This window comes from Collinsella sp. LCP19S3_A7 (assembly GCF_052121995.1).
Lineage (GTDB): Bacteria > Actinomycetota > Coriobacteriia > Coriobacteriales > Coriobacteriaceae > Collinsella.
Genome location: NZ_JBQKDE010000010.1, coordinates 22,494 through 47,464, shown reverse-complemented (window position 1 = coordinate 47,464; position 24,971 = coordinate 22,494). Strand labels below are relative to the sequence as shown.

Sequence of the window (24,971 nt, the reverse complement as noted above, 5' to 3'; positions counted from 1 at the left end):
TACCAGAAAAACCCTACGCCGACGCGTTATCGCGAGCCGCCTGGCATGTAGGAGTCTGACGCAGCGCAAGCGGCTTGTCCCCCGCCTCGGCCGACGTGGTCAGCGTATACGTGATCGTCGTCGTCTCGCCAGCATGCAGGTCAACGGTGCCCGAATAGAAGGGGATTCCATGCCACGTAGCGGCGCCAAGACCAAACTGGGTGCCCTCAACCGTAAGGCCACTGATGTTGCCGCCCGTCGGGGCAAACAGTGAGACATACAGACGCTCGTCGTCGCGCGCGGCGTCGGGCGCGCTCGCCGCGACGTAGTCGGGCAGCTTGCCTGCCTCCTCCTGCGTCATGATGTTCGTCAGGGTAACGGTGATGCGATACGAGCACGTGCCGTCGCCGTTCTTGATGCCCTGGCCAATCTGCGTATCGGCGTTCAGATACCAATCGAGCTTGGAGAAGCTCAGGTTGTTAAAGTAAACGCCGGCAACGGGATCGGCACTCGGATCATCCGGATCGGGCAGCGAAGCGTCAATGCCCGTCTCCTTGATGGCATTCTGCTCATCATTGTTTCTCATCCAAGCAATCAGACGGCCCTCTTCGGCACCGCGCTCGAATGCACCGACAAGCTTCGTAACGTCGACGTCACCGATGCCACCGAGAATCTTGTCGAAGGCAGCGCTGGCGACGGATGCAAAGATGCCGTCCGACTCCTCGACCGGATAGTTCCAGTACACATCGTGCATGAGAACCTTCGCTGCGTTGGTACCGTCGACGACCGTACCATCAGGCAGCGAGACATTACCGACAAGGCCCAGCAGGTACTGCAAGAACACCGGATCGATGCCGACGACGCCATCAACGTCCTGCCCATACTGGGACTTCCACAGCGCGGCGACACGCTGCGAGTTGCGGGGCCAATCGGGCGAATACGCGTTACCAGAGTTGTACAGGTTACTGTGGTCACCAAACAGTGCCTCGTCCTCTTCGTCGACGCTCTCAACCGCCTCGTCTTTGCTACGCGCAATACGTGGAACAAAGTCACCGATCGACATCTGGCCGTCGGTGACCGAAATCAGGCCCTGCGAACCACCAAAACCGCCGCAAGCACGAATCTCGACGTTGTTCATGGCATACACAAGATAGTTGCGCGTCTGACCGTTGGCGCCGAGCATCTGGGGAAGGACGGGGGCGACCTTCTCCGCCGCGTCAACCGCGCCGTTGAGGGTGGCAAAGCCGTCCTTTGCCTTATCGACCAGCTCGGTCACCTGGGCGATATGCGTATCGCCAATACCCTGAATCTTTTCATTGGCGCTCTTGAACGCCCTCGAGCTATCGGAGAGCGAATCGGCGACCGCCTGCAGCGCGGACACGTTGATTGTTCCGTCCTGGAACAGCTTGCCGGGCGTTGCCTGAGCGAGATTATCGGCCATGGGGACCAGCGCGCCGCTCGAAACATCGGACAGAGCGTCGACCATGGTGCGGACGGCATTGATGTCGCTGCCGTACACCGGGACAAACGAGGCCATCGTCCACAGCGGGCTCGAGGTCTCCGCCTTCATGCTGCTGCAAAGGTCGTTGATCTTCTTCGTATCGTCGGGCAAGGTCGAAAAATCGCCCGACGTGACCTTACCCTTAAGGTCTGCGACGATACCCACGGCCTCCTTTGCCTGGGCCTTCACGGTCTTTGCCGAGTTAAAGAACATGAAGCCGCTCACGCCAAGTGCAACGAGGACAACCGCGACGACAGCAACGACCGCTGTGGCGGCATAACGGTTCTTGTTCTCGCCCTTGCGATGACGATGACGGACCAACCCGTCCGACGTCGTGCTCGACGAAGTGCCGCCGCCGTAGTTCAGGCCAAAATCGTAATAGTCTTCTTTGGAACCCGAGCCCACAAACTCGGCACCGCTATCGTCCAGACGGGCAAACGTGCCGGTCTCGGAAGCTCCCGTGTAAATCGTGCCCAAGTTGCCCGTGATTCCTACATCCTTGGACGACGAGGCGTTGCCGGCAGCATTGGCGCTGCCCGCATTGCCCGCGGGATTTGCGGAGACCTCGCGCGGCGGCACTGCGGGGGTAGCCCCGGTCGCAGCGGCCTGACCGTTTGCGCGGGCGGCCTTTTTTGCCTTCTGAGATTGCTCATACAGAGCGGTAAACATCGCCGTCTCGCCCGGAGACGTGCGATTGCCGGCGCCGTTCTGGCCAATGCCGCCCGGAGCGTCGGGCCTTCCCGCCCCATTAGAACGCGGCGGGACCGCCGGACGGCCGTCTCCGCTACCCTTAAAATGATTTCCAGCCATAGAGAAATCCTCGCAATACAAAAGTCGATAAACGTTATCAGTTTATGTCATATTGAACGCGCGCAGCTAAACTCCAGACATGCGTCCTGATTACACGCAACATGCGCGAATCCCTATTCAGTTTTTAACTTGTATCAGCCGCTGCGTCGACTACACCGTTAAAAACATCATTACGATAATCATGGCAAAGCCGATAAGGTCGGTCGGCAAAAATACCGTGCCCAGCATAACGGCGCTGGTAATGGTTGCCGAGACCGGCTCCACGGTCCCGATGAGGCTCGCGCGCACCGAGCCGATGTCCTTGACGCCCTGCATATAGAGCATGTACGCCAAAAACGAGCCCACGACCACAAACACCGCGAGCGCCTCGACGCCGGCGGCATCGAGCGCCGGCATATGGACCCAAGGCTGCACGATAGTGCAGGTGACGATACCAGCCGTGAGCATGGCTGAGCCCGTAACGATGGGGCTGCCGTATTCTGGCAGAATTTTGGCGGGAATCACCGCCATGCAGGTGGCGCTCACCGCGCACATAAGACCCGCCACCAGACCGAGCGGCGAGATGCTCAGGCTCGTGGGGTCGCCGCCGGTGGCGATCAAAAACGTGCCGCCAAGGGCCAGGCCAATACCGATAACCTCGCGCATGCGCGGTTTGCGGCGATCGGTGATGCAGGTATATCCCATGATGATGACCAGCTGCAGGCACTGAAGGACCGTCGCGGTTCCGGCGTTGGTCAGGCGCACGGCCGAAAGATAGCAAAACTGGTTGAACAGCAGGCCAAAGGCGGTAAAGAGCAACAGCTGCTTGCGGTCGGCCGGCGTCGTCCAAAGCTTAACCAGGCGTGCGCGGTCGCGCGTGACAACCACAGCCATAAAGAGCAGGCCGGCGAGAATCTGTCGTATGCTCATAAGCCACAGCGTATCGACATGGTAGGTATCGAACAAAAAACTCGCGCTGGTGCCCGAGAAGCCCCAAAACGAGCCGCCCACGAGCGTAGCCAACATGCCCACGATCATCTTACGCGTCTGGGCGTCGTTGAGGCGGTCGCGCCATGCACGGCGGGTGCTGCGGCTGAGCTCATCGGTGCCCTCGGGCACATCAATGTTCGATATATCGGTCATCGGCACCGAAGTCCCTGCGCCTTCGACCTGCTCGACACGCTCTTTGCTCATCCCGCTCCCCCGAAACAGCCTGGAAACAATTCGGCTTACCTTACCACGGCGAAGGCTCCAGCTGGGGGCTTGTCCGCTTATCGGTAGGACAATTCCGCAGACGTCTCTTCCATGGTTCGGCATCGCAACGGCTTTGCATTATGCGACAGCCAAATCGCGGCAGCGAGCTCTTTTAAAATGGGCGCGACAAAGCCCTTTGATTCCACAACGTTAGCGATTTTAAAAAATATTCTTGCCACCGAGTTCAAGCTCCGTTATATTATCCCTTGCGCACTTGCGCACCCTTGATCGGGCGTTTAGCTCAGGGGGAGAGCGCTTCCCTGACACGGAAGAGGTCAGAAGTTCAAATCTTCTAACGCCCACCAAATGTTCGCAGCCCAGAGGCTATGCCTCTGGGCTGTTTTGTTTTATGTGCTAAGCCAAAAGGGCGCCGTGGCACCCAAAACCGCTTCGGCAGCTCCAATAACCATCCCAATCGAGGCTGATACCGCCTCTACATAACCGGTAATCATCCCGGCAGACCCCAAGTTGCTTCGGTATCGCCGGCAATTACCCCTGCCACACCCAAAGTCGCCCAGACAACCCCGGCGACTGCCCCAACCAGCCCCAAAATTACCCAAACAGCCTTGGCGACTGCCCCGATCTGGCCTTCGCAAGCCTCGCGGCCACATCCGGACAACCTTCCCATAATCAGGTCTAATACTTTTCCCGAGAAGTGAACGACCTTATTTGGACCCCCGAAGCATCCACACTTTTTACAGCCAAAACCGCAGGATTCCAATGATAAAACCGCAGGAAATAAGCCACCAAAAGTGTCGATGTTTCGGGGGTCCGTTTTGACTCGTTCACTTCTCGGGAAAAGTATTAGACCTGACAATGAGGCCCTTGGTCCCATGCCCAGCAACCGCCCCTACCAATGTTGACGCGCCTCGATTACGGCCTGCCAAAGCTTAAACCGCTTCGCTTCGACGCGCTTGAGGGCAAAGTATCGCTGCTCCTCGCTCATGGGCTTGTTAAAAATGGGTCGCTTGTTCCGGTGCAGCTTCCGTCGGATGCGTTCGCACAGCCGGATGAGCTTGTCGTAGTCATTTGCCTGCTCAGTCGTCACGGTGAAGTGTGCCACGCCGCTTAACAGCTCCAACTCGTTGCGGCGCTCAGCATCCTTGTAAATCTTCTCGCGTCCGTCATGAATGGCATCGCTATCGTAATCGACCATCGCGGTCAGCACCTCTGGCAGCAGCCCGGCCTTTACTTTATCCATGCCCACCTCGACTTTAGCCGTAAGCGTTATGTCGGGTGTGCGCTCCAACACGCGAAGCTTGTGATCACGTCCGTCATTGTATCCATCGCGAATGAAGACCTTCTTGTTAAGGTCGGCCTTGCCCAATGCATACCCGCCGTAGCGCGCAGGCAGCGACATAAACATGCAGAGCCCCGACTCCCTCGGAGAGCGCGACCCCTCGATCACATATGCAAGCAGTGCCTTTGCCTTCGCGATACCCCTCACCTTGGGTGACTTCTCGATATACGCCGCGATGAGCTCCTTAGTCGTGAGCCTGCTATCGCGCATGCCCGCATCCCTGCCTGTTACCCCACCGGGAGCAAGGTTATCCAGCCGGTAATCCGATGTCATCGCATAGCCGGCATAGACGGCCGCTGCCATATCGCCATCGTGCACAGCCTGCAAAAACGCCAGCTCGGGAGAGCACACATACGCATCAAGGTCGCCCATCCAGTGGCCCAGCGAGATAAACGAACCCGCCGGGAGCTCGTTGGTGCACAGATGCGTCTTAACATGCTTGCTCTGCCGACGGCCGGCGCGCGACGGCACCAGCAAATCCAGCGTTTCGATCCCCAGGTCATAGCGATCGATAACCTCCTGCGCTTCTTGGTCCAAGAGCGCACAGGCACCTGCAATCGACACGACCTCTGGCTCCGAATCCCCAAAGCGAGGGTTCGGCATGTGCGCCAACAGCGCCAATGCGGCGTTATGTGAAACGATAAAGTACCTCATGGCGCGAAGATAGCACGCACGCCGGCGGCGGCTGGCGGTTCTGCTAAGTTTCCGACAAACGACCGGCGGTTTTTTCGCCGAGGTGCGCCAAAGTGTTCATTCGACGATGCCCAAACCGCAATCCGTCAAGCTTTTGGCAAGGTTGCCGCTCAACTGGCCAAAAGCCGACCATCTACTTGCCAGTTTATCCAAGGCGTAACCAACCAGTCCGCACCGCGGCTTCTCTGCAAAACGCCACAACGTCCACACCCTGCGGTATCCTTGAGCCACTTACACCTGCAGCACCAAGGAGCCACCATGCGCACCGAGCTCGATGTTCCCTTTTCGCGCAAAGAAGAAGCCAAGGCGCTGGGCGCCAAATGGGACCGGACCAAGAAGATCTGGTATGTACCCAGCGGCGTCAACCCCGAGCCCTTTGCCGAGTGGCTGCCCGGTGTTGACCGATCCGACCCCTCTGCGCCGTATATATATCTAGTACTGGGCAAGCGCGAATGCTGGAAATGCCACAAAGAGACCTCGGTCGCGGCCTTCGGCATTCCCTATCGAACCGATGACGGCGAGGGCATCGCCATCGCGCACGCACCCAACAAGGCCGGGCACATTGCCATCGACACGACCAATGCCAACGCGCTCGCCATTGTTCCCGCTCTTGGCTGCGTGCCGGGCGAGATCCGCGACTATCTTTCTAAGCGCTGTGGCTACAAGCCCGTAGGCGCGCGAGCCTCCAAAGCCCCATCGCTCGGCAACACGTGCACCAGTTGCGGCGCGCTGCAAGGCAGCCGCTATCTGTTCGAAGAACCCACGTCCCCGTTTGCCCTCACTGCCATCAACAAGCTGCCGGCACTGGAGTTTGTGCGCGTCGAAGTTGCCGGCGTCTTTGGCGCCCCGGCCACGCGTACCAATTTTGACCAGGCACTCTTTACCTGGGCACGCGACCATCACGCCGAGTTCCACAAGAAGCTCGGTGAGGGGGTTTATTTGTAGAGACGACATCGAGGTATCAAGGAGCAGGGGCTGATTGTTAAATAATCTCGAAACGCTACAGCCCCAGAATATGCTCCAGGTAGCCCTTGTTGAACCAGAACGATTGCTTCGTCATCCAACGCCCGTCGGGCAGTTCGTAAGCATTCCTTGCGATGTCACCGACCTCTGTTCCATCGGCAAACTTGTAAGCCGCTTTTGACGTATGCGGACGAACGTGAACAATTGGATTGTCCGCCATACCGGGCAGATTGTTAGTCACTTTGAGCTTTCCGCTCGCATCCCGATACGGATTGAGCTCAATGCCCTCACGTATAACCTTTCGCGTCTCATCCCAACAAGCTTTCGCAGGGCCTTCGATTTCGTTTTCTCCCATCGCCCAGAACAAACAACGGTCGAGACGCAGCACGCCATCGTGGTCCTCGCGAAACACAACGAAGAAGAAGCGATTGGTCTCAAGGCACGCATGAAAAGGCGACGTCTCCCAGTCTTCCTCGATCAAACGCTTGAACTCAAACGGTGGGAACGACATAGCCTGTTCGATGTGCCCCCTGTTGTTAACTCGAACGGTTCGGACGGATATGCCTGCCTTGACGAATTCCTCGGCAGCATTGTTCTTGATTCCGAGCATACGATAGACGAGCGTTGTCCACTGCGCCTTATTGCCCGTGTACTCCAACCCGTATTGCTCCGCAATCTGGCGATCAGTTTCGCCATAGTGTTGCTCGATAAGTCCAGTTACGTAACTTTCGAAATCGATAGACTTGCCATCGTCCTGAACAATGCTCTCCCCGACTCGCGGAGCACCGAGGACATAAGTGTGGAGCACATAGTCCATATACGAGCGCTTGAGGGAAAAGGCGCGACGCTTTGCGCGATGGTGCTCAATCTCACCCGTATCGGTATTGAAGTACTCATAATACTGGTCCGCCCACATCGTGGCCTCAGTTGCGCCCTTCGTGCAAGCACCCAGATAAGTCGTCATGCCTTCTGAAAGCTCGTCCGCACGGCCATCCTGAATATAAGAAATGATCTTCTCGTAGTCGGCGCGAATGATTTTCATATCCTCTTCGGGCAGTCGAACCATGACCGCACGCTCAATGCGCTGGTCGTATTTGTCGATAGAGCGATCGCGGCCGTAGTAAATCAGCAGGATATTGCTGAGCTTGGTCTTGAGATGCGAGCTGTCGTAGTCGAGCGAAACGGGACGGTCGTAGGGAATCATCGTCAAGACAAGACGTTCACCGGCAGATTTACGACCGTCTTTAAGTACGTCAAAACACGTTGCCTTGAGCTCGACACCGGCCTCGGGAAAGTCCGGCCGGTCGTCGCTGTTGGCCTTGTAGCCAAAGTAACGCTCCTCGATCAGGGTTCCCATACCGCCCTTGTACTTCTTAGACCCAAAGTCCTTGGGCGCGCTCTCCCCCTCCGGAGCAATGCCAAGCTCAAGAATATCGCGAAACGTCATCCCGTCGAGATTGGCAGCATAGCGCTCGATGCTTGAGGGGTCAGAAAAATCAGTATCGTCAAGCATGCGCTTGAAATCGAGGTGCTTCTTGGACATGGCAAATCCTCTCGAAATAAGACACGATCTAATATGTATGCTACTGTAAATTCGGGTTATACCGTGAAGATCCCCTGGGGATCGTCCATTTGCAACCCGATTTCTGTACCCTTGATCTTTGCATTTGCAGCGATTTGGGGGAGTGAGTATGTCAGAGGTCAAAATCGCCGAGCTTTTTGCTGGCGTCGGCGGATTTCGTCTGGGCCTCGAAGGCTATGCCGACCCTCGTTATCCCAATTTCTATATGAAACCGGCCGGCCCCTTCCGCACCATTTGGGCAAATCAGTGGGAACCGCCCGGAACCAAGGCGCGTCAGTTTGCGGCACGTTGTTACATGGACCGCTTTGGCGAAGATTCCGTTGTCAACGAAGATATCAATAAGGTCTTGGAGCAGGCTGAAGCCGGCGAAATTAAAATCCCCGATGTGCAAATGGTCGTCGGTGGCTTTCCCTGCCAAGACTACTCTGTCGCGCGTCCTCTCAATCAGGCGCACGGCATCGAGGGCAAGAAGGGTGTCCTCTGGTGGGACATCTATCACTTCCTCGAGATGAAGGAACCCAAGTTCGGCCTCTTCGAAAACGTCGACCGCCTGCTCAAATCGCCCGCGTCTCAACGCGGTCGCGACTTCGCCATTATCCTAAGCTGTCTTGCCGACCTCGACTACACGGTCGAATGGCGCGTGGTCAACTCTGCCGAATACGGTTTCCCCCAGCGTCGCAAGCGTGTTTATATCTTCTGCGAAAAGGACGCTGGCAGGGTTGATCTCGTTGATCGCATGCACAACGGCGTCATGGCTAAAGCCTTCCCCGCCATCTATCCCGACGAGATGTCCGAGCTCGACGTTTTACCCGACCCCTACGAGAACTCAACTCGTTTTGGCGTCGGCCAAAAGACCTCTCAATTCAAGAATGCCGGCGTCATGCAGGGCTGTCATGTTCTGACCTGCGCCTTTGCCGAAGACTATCACGGTGAGCGCCACGTGCTTGGCGACGTGCTTGTCGACGAGGCTGATGTCCCGGAGCAGTTCTACATCTCCGACGAAAAGCTTCCCGACTGGCGCTACCTTAAGGGCAGCAAGCGCGAAGAGCGCACTAACAAGAAGACAGGCTTTACGTACACGTATTCCGAGGGAGCCATGAGCTTCCCGGATGCCACCGACAAGCCGAGCCGCACCATCCTCACAGGAGAAGGCGGCACGGGAGCGAGCCGCTTCAAGCACGTCATCGAATGTCCCGATGGCCGTTTCCGCCGTCTTGTTCCCGACGAGCTCGATCAGCTTCAGGGATTCCCGAAAGGCTGGACCGATACGGGCATGACTGACGGCCATCGAGCCTTCTGCATGGGCAACGCACTCGTCACCGGCGTGCCCCACCGTATTGGTGAAGCTATGGTCGAAGTGTATGGCCTCTAAGGCAAGCAATCCGGAGCCGGCAGTTCACGCTGTCGACTCCGTTTTTTCCATCCCACTCCCCTGTATACTGATGTAGCACGTGTTTCATCCGGGCTTATTGGGCCGGATTGTTCATGGGAGGGTTTTGTGGCTGCTTCGAATCCGCCTAAGGGAAGCGTTTCTTCTTCGTCCATCAAGCCGGTTACGCGCAAGGCCGTGCGCTGCCAGCGCGAGGTCGCTTGGCTTGTCACGCAGGCGGCGGGCAGGCTTGTGGCGACCACTCAGGACGTCAATGCGCCTACGCCGAGCTTTGTGTTAGCGGCGGCGCTGGATTCTGTGCGCCAATTGGAGCTTGCCGCACAGGATGCCAGCGGCCACCTCGACTACCAGAATGTTATGGCGCCCGACCTGCAGACGTTCTGCCACATGGCCAAGTTGCCCGCCGCGCCCAATGCGCTTTCGGACGCGGGCTACATGTTTACGCTTTCGGGCGCGGACCTTATCCGCGATATCTACGCATACTGCAGCGAGCTCGCCGAGCGCCACGTCTTTGACGCGGCAGAAGTCAAACCGGGATATGCCATCAAGCTGGTTCTTAGGCTGTTCTTGATGGATGGGTTCGGGACTATGCCAGCGTAAGCCGGATTTTTAACTTCGCCGTCGACTGGGCAACAACCGCCTTACCTTAGCGGGCGCCAATCGAGAGTCGATTATTGGGTCACCTCGTCCGCTGGCGCATTTATTCCGCACGCTCCGACAGTCGATACTTGCGGTTGCGACTCGTCGCCGGCGCTGTGGGCTCAAGCTCGCCTTGAGCAATGAGTGTGTTGACGCGCGACCTAACCTGGGAAATTGTGAGCCCTGTGTGCTCCGCCAACTCGCGCGTACCCAGCTCACCGCAACGCTTAAGTGCCGCCACAATTAAGTCACCGCCGTGGTCGACCGGCTCGACCTTTGAGCGATAGAGAACCACTTTGAACCGATCGAATCCCGGGCAGAACAGGGGCTCGGCCAAACCATGAGCACACATGGCGTCGATCATCATCGGAATGCCCGAGCCATTGCCCTCAGCCGGCGAACCTGCGCCATCCGGCAGCGGAACAATCGACATGAGTTTCATGAGCGTCGCGTTGCGGCACCGGGAGCTGCCGTCAAACAAGTTCTCGCGAGTCTTTCCTCCGTATAGGCCGCCAGGATTCGTCACCTCGACACGATCGTCAAAGACGTCGACGGCAATCGATTGTCCACAGAACCGATCCCCGTATTCTCGGTGGATTACGGCGTTGGCGATTGCCTCGCGCAGGACCTCCTCGGGAATCTCCAGCGAGTCGACACGCGAGACGCCTTGGATCGTCGAGGTTCGCCGCAAATTCTTGGCGACTGCCGCGACGGCATCCGAGATCATTTCGCCCAACGTTCCCTCGCAGATCGTACGGTCCATGAACCTCAACGACCCCGCCGCGCCCTTCTGCGTTCCGGCATAGACCGCCACATCGATAAAGAGCTTAGGATAGAACTGCTGAGGATAGGCACCCGCAGCCAGGAGTCCGGCCTTAGTAACTTTGCCCTGGGAGTCGAGGAAATTCAGGCGCTCCAGCTTCGTTTTCTTGTCCGGCGCGCCGCGCATTGCCCGAGGTGTCAGCGAGAAAGCACGCTCTATCGTGCGATCGACCAGTGCCTCGTCAAGATCGCCTGCAACCGCGCCGGGCACTGCATCGCGATCGCTAGGACTCGTCCGCTCGTATGACGACAGTGCCAAAACCTCGGTCGATGAAAGTGGCACGTCTTTGTCATCAATGCGCTTGTAGCTGCCGCCCTGGGCGCCGCGTTCTATTACATAGCAGGGCTTGCTCGACGGGTCGAGCTCCTCAATCGTGATAACGAGAACCACGGTGCCCCGAAGCTCCACGCGCTCAATAGTGTATTTGGGCGGATTGGCCAGTTTTCCGCGACCGCCGGCATCACCCATGCCTGCGACAAATTGGTTGAGCACCTTCTCGGTCTCAAAGTCCTCAACCGGGACAAAGCCCGCGCGCTCGCTCACGCCGAGCACGATAATTCCGCCGGCGGTATTCGCGAATGCGCTAACCGTTTCCCATACGTCGCGAGAAAGCGTCGTGGCGCTCTCCTTGACCTCGACGCTAAGATCGTCCGAGCCCATGCGCCTTAAAGACTCGAGCAGACCGATCAGTTCGTTCTCGTTCATCTGCACGTCCTTTCGCTCGGTCCGGCGGAGAATGCCGCGAATAGATTTCCTTCGTCTCTCAGTTATCTCTCGTAATTATCTCTTGTCTCTCTGTTATCTCTCGTATTAGAGATGAGTGAAAGATGAGAGATAAGATATCTACCATCTGTTTCATTTAAACATGTTTTTGCTGGTAGAACAATCAGTATTGAGACAATACCGTGATTTCTTGTCTCTTTGCTGCTCAGTTATCTCTCATATTCATCTCTCGTCTTTCTGTTATCTCTCGTATTAGAGATGAGTGAGAAATGAGAAATGCATGAGTGATGGACGGTCCGAAAATCCGCGCTCGTGTGTCCGAATATCCACGCTCGCGCGGCGGTCACGCAGGGCCTTCGCCCAATCCGCCGGCATCGTCTCCAGTTCGCCGCAGAGCCGCGGCCCCATATGGGTATACTCACGAGGATTCGACTCGATTCGCCCCCGCTGGGGCGTCAAAGGAGACTGCATATGCCCACCACCTTAACCGACCCGCGCGCCGCTGCCGCCGCGCTGCTGGTGCCCGGCACCACCTGTCACGGCTTTGCCGTCGAGCGCTGCGAGACCGTGCCCGAGCTCGACTCGGACGCCTACGTGCTGCGCCACACCGCCTCGGGCGCTCGCCTGCTGTACCTGGCGTGCGACGACGAAAACAAGGCTTTTGCCATTGGCTTTAAGACGCCGCCGGCCGATTCCACCGGCGTGTTCCATATCCTCGAGCACTCGGTGCTGTGCGGATCGGCCAAGTTTCCCGTCAAGGAGCCGTTCGTCGACCTGATCAAGAGCTCCATGCAGACGTTCCTCAACGCCATGACCTACCCCGACAAAACCATCTACCCCGTTGCCACCACCAACGAGCAGGATCTGTACAACCTGATGGACGTGTACCTGGACGCGGTGTTCAACCCGGCCATCTATACCAAGCCCACCATTTTTGAGCAGGAGGGCTGGCACTACGAGCTGGACCTGCCGAAGGGCGCCGAGGGCGAGGGCAACGGCAGTTCCGCAAGCCTGCGCGAGGGAACGCTACGCTATAACGGCGTGGTTTTCAATGAGATGAAGGGCGCGCTGTCCGACCCCATGAGCGTGCTGGACGATGCCGTCAACGCCGCGCTTTATCCCGACACCGCCTATGCGCACGAGAGCGGCGGCGACCCGCGCGCGATTCCCGTGCTCACCTACGAGCAGTTCCTGGACACGCACGCGCGCCACTACAATCCTTCCAACTCCTACATCACGCTCTACGGCGACCTGGATGTGGACCGTGCACTGGCCTTTTTGGACGAGCGCTATCTGTCGCAGCCGAGTGCCGCGAGCCGCCGCATGGACGCTGCCGTTGCAGCCGGCGAGGACCCGTCCACGCTGGCGCCCAATCCGCTAGTCGTGCAGGCGCCCGTGACCTGCGAGTACAAGCGCGTCGAGATGGCAACCACACCCGAGAACGCCCTGGTGGGCCTGGGTCTTGTGCTGGGCAGCGCGCTCGACCGCAAGCGCACGATCGCGGCGGACATCCTGTTCGAGGCACTGCTGGGTTCCAACGAGGCGCCGGTTAAGAAGGCCATTCTGGCCGCCGGCCTGGGCGGCAACGTGGTGAGCTACACCGCGGCCGAGAGCCTGCAGCCCTACGAGCTCATCATGCTGCAAAACGCGCAGCCCGGCGTGGCGCGCGAGCTGCGCCGCGTGTTCCAGGACGCCTGCCGCGACCTGTGCGAGCACGGCGTTCCGCGCGAGCGCCTGGAGGCTATCATCAGCAGCAACGAATACGACCTGCGCCAGCGCGACTACGGTATCGCCGACGGCGTGGCCATTGCGTGCGACGCGCTGAGCACCTGGCTCTACGATGACGACGCCGCGACGCTGGCGCTCAAGTACGGCCCGGTGTACGAGGAGCTGCGCGGCGAGCTGGACGGCAGCTATTTTGAGGACCTGCTGCGCGAGCTGGTGCTGGAGAATGACCACATGGCGCTGGTCGAGCTGGTGCCGGTGGATGCCGCCGAGGGTGCGGAGAGTGCCGAGGCCGCCGAGCTGGCAGCCAAGCGCGATACCATGACCGATGCCGAGCTGGCCGATGTGGTCGAGCGCACGGCTGCGCTGCGCGCCGCGCAGGAGGCGGATGACGCGCCCGAGGCCAAGGCCACGCTGCCACGCCTGCGCGTGTCCGACATTGGCGAGGCGCGCCCCGAGCCGCCGCTGGTCGTGGACACGACCGCGCCCATCCCCTGCCTGCGCCACGGCATCCCCACCAACCGCTTGGCCTACGCCATGCAGTATTTCGACCTGAGCTGCGTCGCGTTTGAGGACCTGCCCTATGTGACCCTGCTCTGCCGCCTGCTCAAACAGCTACCCACGAGCGAACACTCGGCCGAGGAGCTCGACAACCTCATCGCCGGCAAGCTGGGCTTTTTGAGCTTTACGACCGAGGTCATGACCCAGCCCGACGTGGACGGCGTGCGCCCCTACCTGCTGGTGAGCGCCGGCGCCCTGTCCGAAAAGATCGATGCACTGGCGAGCCTGCCGCGCGAGGTGTGGTCGAGCACGCTGTTGCTCGATGCCGAAGCCGACCGCGTGCGCGACGTGCTCACGCAGATTCGCATTGGGCTTGAGCAGGGCTTTATTAACAACGGACACTCGGCGGCGCTCGGCCGCGCGATGAGCTACAGCTCGCCTTCGGCCGTGGTGCGCGAGCAGCTTTCGGGCGTGGACTTCTACCTGTTCCTGCGCGATCTGCTCGACCACTTTGACGAGCGCCTGGACGATCTGCGCGCCAAGCTTGCCGAGCTGGCAGGCCGCATCTTTGTGTCTGATGGCTGTCTGGCGAGCTTTACCGGCAGCGATGAGGACTTTGACGCGTACTGGGCCGCCGCGGGCGACCTGGGGTTGGGCGCGAGCGACGGTGCTGTTGCCGGCCGCGCCGCGCTCGTGGTGCCGACGCCGTGCGACCGCCACGAGGCTTTCGTCATCCCCAGCGACATCTGCTTTGCGGCAAGCGCATGCGACCCGCGTCGCTTGGGGCTCGACGTGACGGGCGCCTGGGCGGTTGCCGCCAACGCGCTCTCCTACGACTACCTGTGGAACGAGATCCGCGTGAAGGGCGGGGCGTACGGCTGCGGATTCCGCGCGGCAGGCGAGCGTCAGGCCGCGTTCTACACCTACCGCGACCCGGCAATCGACCCCTCGATTGAGCGCGTGGCGCGCGCAGGCGAATGGCTCGGCGGTTTTGAGCCCGACGTGGCCGCCTTTGAGGGCTTTATCGTGAGCTGCGTGAGCGGCATGGATGCGCCGGTGAAGCCGTACGCGCTCACCAAACGCCGCAACACGACCTACCTGGCCGGACTCGATCCGCATGCACGCGAGGAGCGCCGCGCCCAGATGCTCGCCGCCACGCCCGGTGAGCTGCGCTCGCTCGGCGCCGACGTGACGCGCATCGCAGCCGTCTCGCCCACCTGCGTCTTTGGCGGCCGAGACGTCATCGCTAAGAGCAACGCCGGCTTCAACGTCATCGACCTGCTGGGCTAACGCACAGCAAAGGTAGATTATTGGGACATGCCTGAAAATCTACCTTTACTTTTGCCGCTGCTTGGGCGGGGCAGCTCAGCCCGTCACACCAGTTTGTCTAAATCTGTAACATCTAGGCGACAATATTGGCTCCAGATGTTACAAATCGAGACGTTTTCGGATGACGCCGGCCCTTTGTCTCAATCTGTAACATCTAGGCCCGATTTTGCCGAGTTACTGTTACGGATCGAGACACACCGCCGCGAACACCCACTCTTCGTCAAAACCCACGAAGGTGTCCATGAACTGCTCCCCTTGCGATGGTTTGCGTGGTGGTTTCGACATTTGACCAGATAAAACCTACCAAAATAAACCTGTCCCTTTTTGGTAGGTTTGAGAGAGGGGCCGGGATGGATAAGGCCGAGTTGCGGCGGGCGGTAATTGCCCGGCGCGATGCTCTAGATTTGGATATGCGGGCGGCAAAGTCTGCTGCTGTATGCGCGCGGCTCGTTGAGTTGCTGGGCGGCTCGGGTCCCGCGGCCCCGCGCACCGTTGCCGTCTATGCCGCCATGGGCTCCGAGGCAGATCCTGCCGCGTTTGCCGCAGCGGCCGCAAAACACGGCTGGCGCGTGGCCTATCCGTGCATGTTCTCGGCAGCTGACACCGTGGCTTGTGGCCAGCGCATGTGCATGCGGGCAGTTGCTGCCGGCGATGCGTCCGAGGCCCCGTTTATCGCCCACCCTACGCGGGCCTTCGCAGCCACGGACGTCGACAGCAGCCGCTTTCCTATCGTGCCTGCCGAGGCGCTCGATATGATCGTCGTGCCGCTCGTAGCCTTCGACCACACCGGCGCACGCCTGGGCTATGGCGGCGGCTGCTACGACCGCTACCTGCCCACGCTCTCGCCCGCATGCCAAATCATCGGCATCGCCTTTGACGAGCAGCGTGTCGACCACGTTCCCACCGACACCCACGACCTGCCGCTACCCCACATCATCAGCGCCTAACCGCCGTTGTATCGCACCCGCAAGATGGGCATCCGAAAATCCACGCTCGTCACGCCGCAGCCGAAGCCACAACCGCAACCGCGGCCGTAGCCTAGTGCTCCTCGCCGGCGCGGGCCAGGTCGTAGGGCGTGGTCTGGTAGACGTAGTAGTTGAGCCAGTTGGTGTAGAGCAGCTGGGCCTGGCTGCGCCAGACGTTGCGCGGCTCGGCGGTGGGGTCGTCACCTGGGAAGTAATGCGCCGGCACCTGGGGGTTGAGCCCGCGCTTCACGTCGCGCTCGTACTCCAGGCGCAGCGTGTCGGTATCGTACTCGGGATGGCCAAAGACAAAGAAGCGGCGACTGTCGGTCGACTTGACGATGTACAGGCCCACCTCGTCTGATACGGCCACGACCTCAAGCTGCGGCTCGGCCTCCACGTCCTCGCGGCGCACATCGGTATTGCGTGAGTGCACGGCATAGAAGCGGTCGTCAAAGCCGCGGACCAGCGGGCTTTGCGGCTTCACCAGATAATGCTCAAACACGCCGCTCGCCTTGGCCGGCAGGTCGCACTTCTGGATACCGTAATGATGGTAGAGCCCTGCCTGTGCACCCCAGCAAATATGCAGCGTAGAGTGCACGTGCGTGGTGGACCAATCCATGATCTGGCAGAGCTCGGGCCAGTAGTCGACCTCCTCGAACGGCATCTGCTCCACCGGCGCGCCCGTGATGATCAGGCCGTCGTAGTGGATATCGCGGATGTCGTCGAACGTACGGTAGAACGTCTCCAGGTGGCCGGCACTCACGTGCGTGGCCTCGTGCGTCTTGGTGCGTAGCAGGTCCACCTCTACCTGCAGCGGCGTGTTGGAGAGCTTGCGCATGATCTGCGTCTCGGTGGCGATCTTGGTCGGCATGAGGTTGAGGATGAGCACGCGCAGCGGACGGATGTCCTGGTGCAGCGCGCGGTACTCGGTCATGACAAAGATGTTCTCGCTCTCGAGCTGCGCGGCGGCAGGGAGGGCGTCGGGGATGCGAATGGGCATGGATGCTCCTTACGAGTCAGTTGCAGCTATGGTACAACGAGCGGCCCCATCCGCGCGAGTGCATCGCCCCGAGACACCGTCAGCGGCCCAAATCACTCCAAAAGTAGAGATTAAGGCATGTCCCAAAAATCTACGGCGCTTTAGCCTAGCAAAGTGGCAGCAGGACGCTACAATGGTTCGATGCGAAAAACTCGGCCGAAAGGATATGACTATGTACCAGACGCGTAAGATCGGTGTGGTCGGCCAGGGCCACGTAGGAGCACATGTCGCCAACAGCCTGCTCATGCAGGGCATTGCCGATGAGCTGTACCTCTGCGATATCAACGAGGCAAAGGTGACGTCCGAGGTCCAGGACCTGCGCGACTCCCTTTCGTTTGTCCCGTACAACACCAAGATCGTCAACTGCTACGACCACTACGAGGAGCTGGCCTGCTGCGACGTCATCGTCAACGCCGCCGGCAAGGTCGCACTGGCCGCCGGCAACCGCGACGGCGAGCTGTTCTTTACCACCGACGCCGCCCGCACCTTTGCCAAGCGCATCGTCGATGCCGGCTTCGACGGCATCTTCGTGAGCATCTCCAACCCCTGCGACGTCGTGTGCACTGAGCTGTGGCATCTGACCGGCTACGATCCCAAGAAGATCATCGGCTCGGGCTGTGGCCTGGACTCTGCCCGCCTGCGCACCGAGATCTCCAAGAAGGTCGGGGTGAGCCCCAAGTCCATCGACGCCTACATGATCGGCGAGCATGGCTTTAGCCAGCTGGCCGCCTTTAAGGCCGCAACCATCGCCGGCAAGAGCCTCAACGAGCTTCAGGCCGAGAACCCCGACAAGTACGCCTTCGACCACATGGAGGTCGAGGAGCTCGCACGCAAGGGCGGTTATGTGACCTACGCCGGCAAGCAGTGCACCGAGTACGCCGTTGCCAACTCCGCCGCGCGCGTCTGCGCCGCCGTGCTGCACAACGAGCACGCCGTGCTTTCGGCCTCTACGCTTATGACCGGCCAGTATGGCGAGGAGGGCATCTTTACCTCCCTGCCGTGCGTGATCGGCGCCGAGGGCGTCGAGGAGGTCTACACGCTCGACCTTTCCGAGCACGAGCTCGAGGGCTTCCACAAGAGCTGTCAGCACATCCGCGACAACATCGCCCAGCTCGACTGGTGGGACGCCGAGGCCTACGACGCCAAGTAGTCCGCCGGTTGATGCGACAACTCACTCATACGGACACAATGTAAAGCGGGCCGCGCCGGAAACCCACCGGCGCGGCCCGCTTTTTGACTCACGCGACACGCTTGCAGATTTAGGTCTAATACTTTTCCCGAAAAGTGAACGAGCAAAAACGAGCCCTCGAAGCATCGGCACTTTGTGGAGACCATTTCCTGCAGTTTCATTAAGATTTTCCTGCTGTTTTGGCGTCAAAAAATGTCGATGCTTCGGGGGTCCAAAATAGGTCGTTCACTTCTCGGGAAAAGTATTTGACTTCGTTTTCGACAAACAGAAAGGGGCGCCGTGACGCAAACGGGGCCCGCGCTTGGCGAAGGCCCCGTCATGAAAAATCGCGTTCCCCGTTACCTAGTACTGCTCGACGCCCATGTAGCGGCGAACCTCGGGACTGTGGTCAAATACCTTGCCGCGGGCGGCGCGCAGCTCACAGCTCATCGCATAGAAGAAGATCGGCTCCAGGTACGAACGCACGCTGGCAGGCACCTCGCCCACGCCGTACTCAAGCGCATCGAGCACCATGACTGTATCGGTGTGCGTGTTGAGGAATGCCAGTGCGCGCTCCTCCATGGGGCGACACTCGCCAGCGCCAAGCTGCACAAAGTAGAACACGCCGGGCTCGGTAGCCTCGAAGGGACCGTGGAAATACTCGCCGGAGTGGATGTAGCAGCAGTGCTGCCACTGCATCTCCATGAGCGAGCAGATGGCCATGGCGTAGGTCTGGCTAAAGTTGGGGCCGGAGCCCAGGATATAGAAGAACTTGTGCTGCTGGCAGAGCTCGGCAAAGCGATCGCCCAGCTCGGCGTTGACCTTCTCGCGGGCAGCGGGCAGCAGTGCGTCCATCTGCTTAAGGCCGGCGTACATGTCGGCGAGCGCCTCGTAGCCCTCCTGCTGGTCGAGCAGCTCGGCGGCGATCAGAGCGCCGATGCCCTGCGGAACTTCGGCCTGCGACTCGCCCTTGCCCCACGGGTAAACCCAGGTGGTCCACTTGCTGTTATCGATCTTGGAGCCCGCGTAGTCAGTCATAGTCACGACCTCGGCACCGGCGGCCAGCGCCATCTCGCAGCCGTCGACGACCTCCTGCGTGTTACCGCTGTGGCTACAGGCGATGACGAGTGACTTCGGCCCTAGACTCTTGGGGGCCATAAGGCAAAACTCGCGCGCCGTGTAGACCGTCGAAGTAAACGTGGTTGCCTCGCGCTTGAGCAGCTCATTGGCCGGCATAAGGTCAATCATCGAACCGCCGCAGGCAATCCAAAAGACATTCTCGACCTTACCCTTGCGCTCGATAATTTCCTGAACCAGATCGTGTGCGTTCACGGTGACATTCCTCCCTGTGTGGCGGCTTTGAGCGGCGACAGCTCGTACCTGCGGTCGTTCTATATTGTCCTATTTATAGCACGCAAGCTGTCGCAGGTGAATTCATTTCACCAAACTTGTTCTGTATTGTTCTATCTATGGACGTTAGATGTCGAACACGTAGCGCGAGCCCACGATCTTTTGGCGCCCGAGCAGCAAGGGCCGCTCGTCCTCATCGGTAAAGTACGCCTCCATATAAAAGAGCGGCTCGCCGACCGGCACCTCCAACAGCGGGGCCGTCTGAGCATCAGCGAGCGCGATCTCCACGGTACAGGGATCGGACTTGAGCGGTGCGCGGCCCGAATGCACGGCAACGAGCGCAAAAATCGAATTGTCGGCGAGGTCCTCGTCGGCAAGCTGCTGCAGATAGGGATGGTCGGCCAGCACAAAGGCGTTGTTCTCGAGCATGACGGGCACGCCATCGGCCGTGCGCACGCGCTCGACCACGATGAGCTCGCAGCCGGGTTCCACGCCAAAAAACGCCGCGTCCTCGCGCGTCGCCGCAACCACCGTGCGCGACACCAGGCGCGCTCCGGCCGCCATGTCGTTGGCAGCGCAGGCCTCGGTAAAACTCTGGACGTCGCCTTTCTGGACAATCTTGCGCTTGAGCTTGGGCGCACACACAAACGTGCCCCTCCCCTGCTGACGGTTGAGATATCCCGCGCGCGACAACTCCTCAATGGCGCGACGCACGGTAATGCGCCCCACGCCGTAGGACTTCGCGAGCTCCATCTCGGAAGGAATGCGCGAGCCGGCAGCGTACACGCCGCGCGCGATCTCGCCCTTTAGGTCGTCCATAACCTGCTGGTACAGCGGCACGGCGGACACGTCAGTACGGTCGGTCTTGCTATCGGCTACCATCGTTACGCTCCATCCCGTGCATGCTCGGATTCAAACTCTTCAATCGCCGCCATAAACTGCTCGCCAAAGGCGTCGGCTTTTTTCTCACCAATGCCGTTGACCCGGATAAGCTCGTCGCGCGTCTGAGGGCGCAGGCGGCACAGACCGCGCAGGGCCTTATCGGAGAAGACCATGTACGGCGCTATCTCCAGCTCGATCGAAATCTCCTTGCGGAGTGCCCGCAAGCGCTCGAACAGCTCGGCATCGTCGCCCACGCGCGGGCGCTGATCCAGCTCGGCCTCCTCGCGCAGCAGATCCACCGCACGGAGGGCGCGGGCCGAGGCCTTGCGCTTGGATGCACGACGCTTAACGGTAAAGGCAAACGCCTCGTCCTCGACCTCGCCGGCACGCGGGCCCAGTCCCACGACCGGGTACTGTCCCTGTGAGGTTGCCAAATAACCGCGGCCGCACAGCTGCCCGATGATGTCCTTGATGCGCCCGACCGATTCGCTCGACAGCTCACCGTAGCCGCGGTCCTCGTCCAGATGCATCTGGCGAATGCGCTCGGTGTTGCCGCCGTGGAGCACGTCGGCGATCAGCGACTTGCCAAAACGCATGGGACGCGTAGCCACATAGCGCACGGCGGCGCGGGCCATATCGGTGACGTCCTCGACCTCGAACTGCGTGAGGCAGTTGCTGCAGTTGCCGCAGCCCTCGGCGTCGTCCGTGGCGGCACCGCCAGCACCGGCTGCGGCGGTATGCTCGGCCGCAGCCTCGTCGCCAAAGTAGCGCAGCATGTATTCGCGCAGGCAACCGGTGGTATTGCAGTAGCCCTCCATCTGGCTGAGCAGGCGGTATCGATTCTGGAGCGCCCACGCGCGTTGCTCGTCATCGAGCGCCTCGTCGGCAGCATCGCCGTGATCGATCAAAAAGCGACGCATGCGAAAATCATTGCCGTTCCACAGCAAATGGCAGCTGGCTGGGTCGCCATCGCGGCCGGCGCGGCCCGCCTCCTGGTAGTACGCCTCGATGCTCTCGGGCACGTTGTTGTGAATCACGTAACGCACGTTGGGCTTGTCGATACCCATGCCAAAGGCGTTGGTGGCAACCATTACCTGGATATCGTCGTCGATAAAGGCGCGCTGGCTTTGCCGGCGGGCATCGTTGCCCATGCCGGCATGGTAGCGGCCAACGCGAATGCCGCTGGAGCCCAGCGCCTCGGCAAGCTCGCTTGCCAGCGCATCGACGGTCTTGCGAGTCGAGCAATACACGATGCCGCTTTCGCTCGAATGTGCGATCACATAGTCGCGCACCCACGCGGCCTTGGCCTTGTCGCCCATCTCCTCGCAGCCAAAGTAGAGGTTCTTGCGATCGAAGCCCGTCACCACCGTCGCGGGGTTTTGCAGGCCAAGCATCTGCTGAATGTCCGCGCGAACGCGCTCGGTCGCCGTAGCGGTAAAGGCCGCCACGATGGGGCGCTGCGGCAGGGAATCGATGAACTCGCGAATCTGCAGGTAGGCGGGACGGAAATCCTGGCCCCACTGGCTTACGCAGTGGGCCTCGTCAATGGCCACGAGCGGCACGCCAATGCCGGCGGCGGCCGCGGCCTCCCGCGCAAAAGCTAAAAAGCGCGGCTCGAGCAGACGCTCGGGCGCCACGTACATAAGCTGGTAGCGGCCCTCGCGCGCCCGCTTGAGCACGGTGTTTTGCTGGGCCGGAGTAAGACTGGAGTTGAGATAGCTGGGTCGCGCACCCGCCGCGAGCAATGCACGGGTCTGATCCTCCATAAGCGACAGCAGCGGACTCACCACAAAGGTGATACCGGGCAGCATGAGCGCGGGCACCTGGTAGCAAATGGACTTGCCGGCCCCCGTAGGCATAACGCCCAGCGCATCGCGGCCGGCAAGGATCGCATCGACCATGCGGTCCTGCCCCGGGCGAAACGAGGTGTAGCCAAAATAGGCGCCGAGCGTATCGAGCGCCATCTGCTGCATGCTATCGGTCATGGTTTCCTAACGTCCAAGTCATCTGCCGCCGATTATACGCCGCCACGCGGACCGGTGCCGCACGGCTGCCGGCCACGGGCGATGTAATCCGATGGGAACGAGCGTGGATGATCTCCCACTTTGAGCCCGTCACCAAGCAAAAAACGGGAGATTATCCACGCTCATTCTGCGGGTAGTCATTGGGGACATTCTTGACAAGCGCGGAAACGTCGCTGGTTGAGCATAAGTCAGCGAAAACGCCCCTAAGCGAGCAAGGTGACGTGAAAGAGGAGGGAAGCGTACTTCGGTACGCGACCGACGATTGAACGTCAGATTGCCGCTTAGGGGCGTTTGCAGCGTCGACCGGTCCGCCGTTCGTTAGAACGGCGGAACCAAAGGCGTAGCGTCGAGCCGTTACGCGGTTTGGTAAAACCGCGTAACTTATATGACCATGACGTAGCGGCTACCCACGTAATACTGCTTGCCGAGCAAAACCGACTCGCCGTTGGGACCGGTAAAGCCGGCACGCAGGTTGAGCAGCGGATCGTGCGGAGCGATGCCCAGCTCGGCCGCCTGCTCGGCATTGGCGCGAACGGCCTCGACCGTGCGGTAGCCAACCGAGGCAATCGGCGTTCCACCAACACGCTCGACCTCGGCAAAAATCGACTTGTCCTCAAGATCGGCCGTCAACAGCTCACGGTAGGCGTCAAAGGGCACAAAGATGTTCTCCTCAAAGATAGGCTCGCCGTCGGCCGTACGCACGCGCTTGATATGCAGCAGCAGCGCATCCTTCTGCAGGCCAAAGAACTCCATCTCGTTTTGGCGCGCCGGAACGATCTGGCGATCGATTACATGCGCGCCGGCCTTCATGCCATTGTCGGCACACAGCGCGGTAAACGTCTGCAGCATCGAGGCATGAAACTGGCGGTTGATGTGCGGCGTGGAGACAAACGTGCCACGGCCTTGCTGTTTAACCAGATAGCCATCGGAACACAGCTCCTCTACGGCGCGGCGCACCGTAATACGGCTCACCTCGTACTGCTCGGCAAGCTCAAGCTCGGACGGGATACGCTCCTTGGGTGCATAAACACCTTTCTCGATCGAATCCTTGATTTCGTCGTAAATCTGCTGGTACAGCGGCGCATTTTTGGGTGCAGGCATATCTAATCACTCTTATCGAAATATCGGAATAACAAATACGTATATAACGTCTAGTTTTATGTTACCTCATAACGATAAAACGATACACCCTCCCTACCAAAAAGGGACAGGATTGGGCAGAGCCGGCAAAATGCCAAATACCTTACTTGCCGTCGTCCTGCTGCAAGCTGTCCTGTTCGCTGAGGCGCACCTGCCTGCTGGCCATGCGTGCGGGCTTGTCGGGATCGGGAACGGCCGTGGGCATGGGTTCGTCGACATGACCGCCCCACCAACCGCCCACAAAGTTGAGCGTGTGGAACACGTTGATCACGGCGCCGGGATCAACCTCGCATACCAGCCTGATAATGTCCTGGCTCTCGTAGGTCGAGACAACGGTGTGCAGCAGGTACATCTTCTCGCGGCTGTATCCGCCGACGACCTCGGCGCAGCTAATGCCGTGCTGAAAATGGTTTACGTAGGCAGTCATGACCTCGTCTGCCTTACGCGTCGTGATCTGCAGCGTCACACGATCGTAGCGATGATAGAAACTGTCGATGGTCTTGGTCGAAATAAACTGAAACACAATGGAATACGCCGCCTTGTCCCAGCCAAACATAAAACCAAAGATTGCCAGGATAAAGCAGTTGAAGCCAAAGATGACGCCCCAGATGGTCTTGCCCGTGTGGTTGGAGACCCATAACGCGATAAAGTCGGTGCCGCCGGTGGATGCGCCGGACTTAAGCGCGATGGCAGCACCCAGGCCCGAGACCACGCCGCCAAAAATGATGAGCATGATCTTGTCGCCTAAAAACGGCGCAAAGTGAAAGACGTTGAGGAACAGCGACGAGAGCACGACCTGCATCATCGAGAAGATGACGAAGCGCTTGCTAATGCCGTTCCAGCATAGGAGCGCCACGGGGATGTTGAGTGCGAGCATACCGAGCGAGATGTCGATGTGAACGCCGCCTAGCGAGGTAACGCGATCGAGAAGGACCGCGACGCCGGTAAAACCGCTCGGAAGCAGGTCAGCGGGCCGAATGAACGCCTGGATCAGGAATGTCTGGAGAACGGCAGAGACCGTGACTGCCACGGCAGTAATGGCACGACGGACGATGGTGAGGCGGCCGAGTACGAGCACGCGGTCCGTGAGCTGATCGATGGCATCCGCCACGCAGGCTCCTTTCGAAGGCAGATATAGTTGTGGGGCATGCTCGCGATTGTAGCATGGAGCGTGCGGGGGCGCCTCAATTCACCCTCTCTCGACAACCATCA

17 protein-coding genes, 1 tRNA gene and 1 pseudogene are annotated in these 24,971 nt (G+C 59.9%); 8 read left to right on the top strand and 11 right to left on the bottom strand.

The window, feature by feature from the left end:
• Nucleotides 1-13 precede the first annotated feature (13 nt).
• Together ACTQV3_RS05955 and ACTQV3_RS05950 are read right to left on the bottom strand one after the other, a co-directional pair.
• On the bottom strand, nucleotides 14-2,290 hold the full coding sequence (locus tag ACTQV3_RS05955; RefSeq protein ID WP_441068963.1) for a DUF4012 domain-containing protein: 2,277 nt from the start codon (nucleotides 2,288-2,290) through the stop codon (nucleotides 14-16).
• Between the two features lie 150 nt (nucleotides 2,291-2,440).
• Nucleotides 2,441-3,463 (bottom strand): DMT family transporter, encoded by a 1,023-nt coding sequence (locus ACTQV3_RS05950; protein WP_441068961.1) that lies wholly within the window; start codon nucleotides 3,461-3,463, stop codon nucleotides 2,441-2,443.
• A 290-nt stretch (nucleotides 3,464-3,753) separates the two neighbouring features.
• On the opposite strand from ACTQV3_RS05950, the gene ACTQV3_RS05945 reads away from it, so the two are divergent.
• Nucleotides 3,754-3,828: transfer RNA gene (locus tag ACTQV3_RS05945), tRNA-Val, on the top strand.
• Nucleotides 3,829-4,373: 545 nt separating this feature from the next.
• On the opposite strand, the gene ACTQV3_RS05940 is transcribed toward ACTQV3_RS05945, so the two are convergent.
• Nucleotides 4,374-5,387, bottom strand: a complete 1,014-nt coding sequence (locus tag ACTQV3_RS05940) for a hypothetical protein (RefSeq protein WP_441535744.1) — start codon at nucleotides 5,385-5,387, stop codon at nucleotides 4,374-4,376.
• Nucleotides 5,388-5,774: 387 nt separating this feature from the next.
• On the opposite strand from ACTQV3_RS05940, the gene ACTQV3_RS05935 reads away from it, so the two are divergent.
• The gene (locus ACTQV3_RS05935; RefSeq protein ID WP_441067311.1) at nucleotides 5,775-6,461 is read left to right on the top strand and encodes a DUF5710 domain-containing protein; all 687 of its coding nucleotides are present in this window, start codon (nucleotides 5,775-5,777) and stop codon (nucleotides 6,459-6,461) included.
• 55 nt (nucleotides 6,462-6,516) lie between these two features.
• Here the strand turns inward: ACTQV3_RS05935 and ACTQV3_RS05930 are convergent, their stop codons facing one another.
• Nucleotides 6,517-8,022, bottom strand: coding sequence for a Sau3AI family type II restriction endonuclease (locus tag ACTQV3_RS05930; RefSeq protein WP_441063968.1), 1,506 nt, complete (start codon nucleotides 8,020-8,022; stop codon nucleotides 6,517-6,519).
• A 148-nt stretch (nucleotides 8,023-8,170) separates the two neighbouring features.
• Here ACTQV3_RS05930 and dcm point away from each other — a divergent pair, with 148 nt between their 5' ends.
• Together dcm and ACTQV3_RS05920 are read left to right on the top strand one after the other, a co-directional pair.
• Complete coding sequence (dcm, locus tag ACTQV3_RS05925) at nucleotides 8,171-9,433, top strand: DNA (cytosine-5-)-methyltransferase (protein WP_441535745.1); 1,263 nt, start codon at nucleotides 8,171-8,173, stop codon at nucleotides 9,431-9,433.
• A gap of 126 nt (nucleotides 9,434-9,559) precedes the next feature.
• Nucleotides 9,560-10,051, top strand: a complete 492-nt coding sequence (locus ACTQV3_RS05920) for a hypothetical protein (protein WP_441535746.1) — start codon at nucleotides 9,560-9,562, stop codon at nucleotides 10,049-10,051.
• A 100-nt stretch (nucleotides 10,052-10,151) separates the two neighbouring features.
• On the opposite strand, the gene ACTQV3_RS05915 is transcribed toward ACTQV3_RS05920, so the two are convergent.
• Entirely contained in the window at nucleotides 10,152-11,618 is a 1,467-nt protein-coding gene (locus tag ACTQV3_RS05915) for an ATP-binding protein (RefSeq protein WP_441535747.1), read from the bottom strand.
• Between the two features lie 489 nt (nucleotides 11,619-12,107).
• On the opposite strand from ACTQV3_RS05915, the gene ACTQV3_RS05910 reads away from it, so the two are divergent.
• Together ACTQV3_RS05910 and ACTQV3_RS05905 are read left to right on the top strand one after the other, a co-directional pair.
• Nucleotides 12,108-15,152: an insulinase family protein gene (locus ACTQV3_RS05910; RefSeq protein WP_441535748.1), complete on the top strand. Its 3,045-nt coding sequence runs from the start codon at nucleotides 12,108-12,110 to the stop codon at nucleotides 15,150-15,152.
• Nucleotides 15,153-15,541: 389 nt separating this feature from the next.
• A complete protein-coding gene (locus ACTQV3_RS05905; protein WP_441067331.1) occupies nucleotides 15,542-16,138 on the top strand; it encodes a 5-formyltetrahydrofolate cyclo-ligase in 597 nt (198 codons plus the stop codon).
• A 91-nt stretch (nucleotides 16,139-16,229) separates the two neighbouring features.
• On the opposite strand, the gene metA is transcribed toward ACTQV3_RS05905, so the two are convergent.
• Nucleotides 16,230-17,156 (bottom strand): homoserine O-acetyltransferase MetA, encoded by a 927-nt coding sequence (metA, locus tag ACTQV3_RS05900; RefSeq protein ID WP_427719472.1) that lies wholly within the window; start codon nucleotides 17,154-17,156, stop codon nucleotides 16,230-16,232.
• 211 nt (nucleotides 17,157-17,367) lie between these two features.
• Here metA and ACTQV3_RS05895 point away from each other — a divergent pair, with 211 nt between their 5' ends.
• Nucleotides 17,368-18,345: an L-lactate dehydrogenase gene (locus tag ACTQV3_RS05895; RefSeq protein WP_152067319.1), complete on the top strand. Its 978-nt coding sequence runs from the start codon at nucleotides 17,368-17,370 to the stop codon at nucleotides 18,343-18,345.
• Between the two features lie 381 nt (nucleotides 18,346-18,726).
• Here the strand turns inward: ACTQV3_RS05895 and ACTQV3_RS05890 are convergent, their stop codons facing one another.
• From ACTQV3_RS05890 to ACTQV3_RS05880, 3 genes are all read right to left on the bottom strand, one after another.
• Nucleotides 18,727-19,695, bottom strand: coding sequence for an SIS domain-containing protein (locus ACTQV3_RS05890; RefSeq protein WP_441067333.1), 969 nt, complete (start codon nucleotides 19,693-19,695; stop codon nucleotides 18,727-18,729).
• A 144-nt stretch (nucleotides 19,696-19,839) separates the two neighbouring features.
• Nucleotides 19,840-20,595, bottom strand: a complete 756-nt coding sequence (locus ACTQV3_RS05885; RefSeq protein ID WP_441067335.1) for a GntR family transcriptional regulator — start codon at nucleotides 20,593-20,595, stop codon at nucleotides 19,840-19,842.
• Between the two features lie 2 nt (nucleotides 20,596-20,597).
• Nucleotides 20,598-22,580, bottom strand: coding sequence for a RecQ family ATP-dependent DNA helicase (locus ACTQV3_RS05880; protein ID WP_441067337.1), 1,983 nt, complete (start codon nucleotides 22,578-22,580; stop codon nucleotides 20,598-20,600).
• Nucleotides 22,581-22,910: 330 nt separating this feature from the next.
• On the opposite strand from ACTQV3_RS05880, the pseudogene ACTQV3_RS05875 reads away from it, so the two are divergent.
• A pseudogene (locus ACTQV3_RS05875) lies at nucleotides 22,911-22,976 on the top strand (hypothetical protein); the annotation flags it as partial.
• A 24-nt stretch (nucleotides 22,977-23,000) separates the two neighbouring features.
• Here the strand turns inward: ACTQV3_RS05875 and ACTQV3_RS05870 are convergent.
• Together ACTQV3_RS05870 and ACTQV3_RS05865 are read right to left on the bottom strand one after the other, a co-directional pair.
• The gene (locus ACTQV3_RS05870; protein ID WP_441042277.1) at nucleotides 23,001-23,720 is read right to left on the bottom strand and encodes a GntR family transcriptional regulator; all 720 of its coding nucleotides are present in this window, start codon (nucleotides 23,718-23,720) and stop codon (nucleotides 23,001-23,003) included.
• 142 nt (nucleotides 23,721-23,862) lie between these two features.
• On the bottom strand, nucleotides 23,863-24,870 hold the full coding sequence (locus ACTQV3_RS05865; protein ID WP_441054364.1) for a YitT family protein: 1,008 nt from the start codon (nucleotides 24,868-24,870) through the stop codon (nucleotides 23,863-23,865).
• Nucleotides 24,871-24,971: the final 101 nt, after the last annotated feature.

Bases quoted from the DNA above. Each gene is read 5' to 3' on its own strand.
- ACTQV3_RS05885 (WP_441067335.1), bottom strand. From the start codon at position 20,595: ATGGTAGCCGATAGCAAGACCGACCGTACTGACGTGTCCGCCGTGCCG.
- ACTQV3_RS05930 (WP_441063968.1), bottom strand. From the start codon at position 8,022: ATGTCCAAGAAGCACCTCGATTTCAAGCGCATGCTTGACGATACTGAT.
- ACTQV3_RS05950 (WP_441068961.1), bottom strand. From the start codon at position 3,463: ATGAGCAAAGAGCGTGTCGAGCAGGTCGAAGGCGCAGGGACTTCGGTG.
- metA (WP_427719472.1), bottom strand. From the start codon at position 17,156: ATGCCCATTCGCATCCCCGACGCCCTCCCTGCCGCCGCGCAGCTCGAG.
- ACTQV3_RS05870 (WP_441042277.1), bottom strand. From the start codon at position 23,720: ATGCCTGCACCCAAAAATGCGCCGCTGTACCAGCAGATTTACGACGAA.
- ACTQV3_RS05880 (WP_441067337.1), bottom strand. From the start codon at position 22,580: ATGACCGATAGCATGCAGCAGATGGCGCTCGATACGCTCGGCGCCTAT.
- ACTQV3_RS05955 (WP_441068963.1), bottom strand. From the start codon at position 2,290: ATGGCTGGAAATCATTTTAAGGGTAGCGGAGACGGCCGTCCGGCGGTC.
- ACTQV3_RS05905 (WP_441067331.1), top strand. From the start codon at position 15,542: ATGGATAAGGCCGAGTTGCGGCGGGCGGTAATTGCCCGGCGCGATGCT.
- ACTQV3_RS05915 (WP_441535747.1), bottom strand. From the start codon at position 11,618: ATGAACGAGAACGAACTGATCGGTCTGCTCGAGTCTTTAAGGCGCATG.
- ACTQV3_RS05935 (WP_441067311.1), top strand. From the start codon at position 5,775: ATGCGCACCGAGCTCGATGTTCCCTTTTCGCGCAAAGAAGAAGCCAAG.
- dcm (WP_441535745.1), top strand. From the start codon at position 8,171: ATGTCAGAGGTCAAAATCGCCGAGCTTTTTGCTGGCGTCGGCGGATTT.
- ACTQV3_RS05895 (WP_152067319.1), top strand. From the start codon at position 17,368: ATGTACCAGACGCGTAAGATCGGTGTGGTCGGCCAGGGCCACGTAGGA.
- ACTQV3_RS05910 (WP_441535748.1), top strand. From the start codon at position 12,108: ATGCCCACCACCTTAACCGACCCGCGCGCCGCTGCCGCCGCGCTGCTG.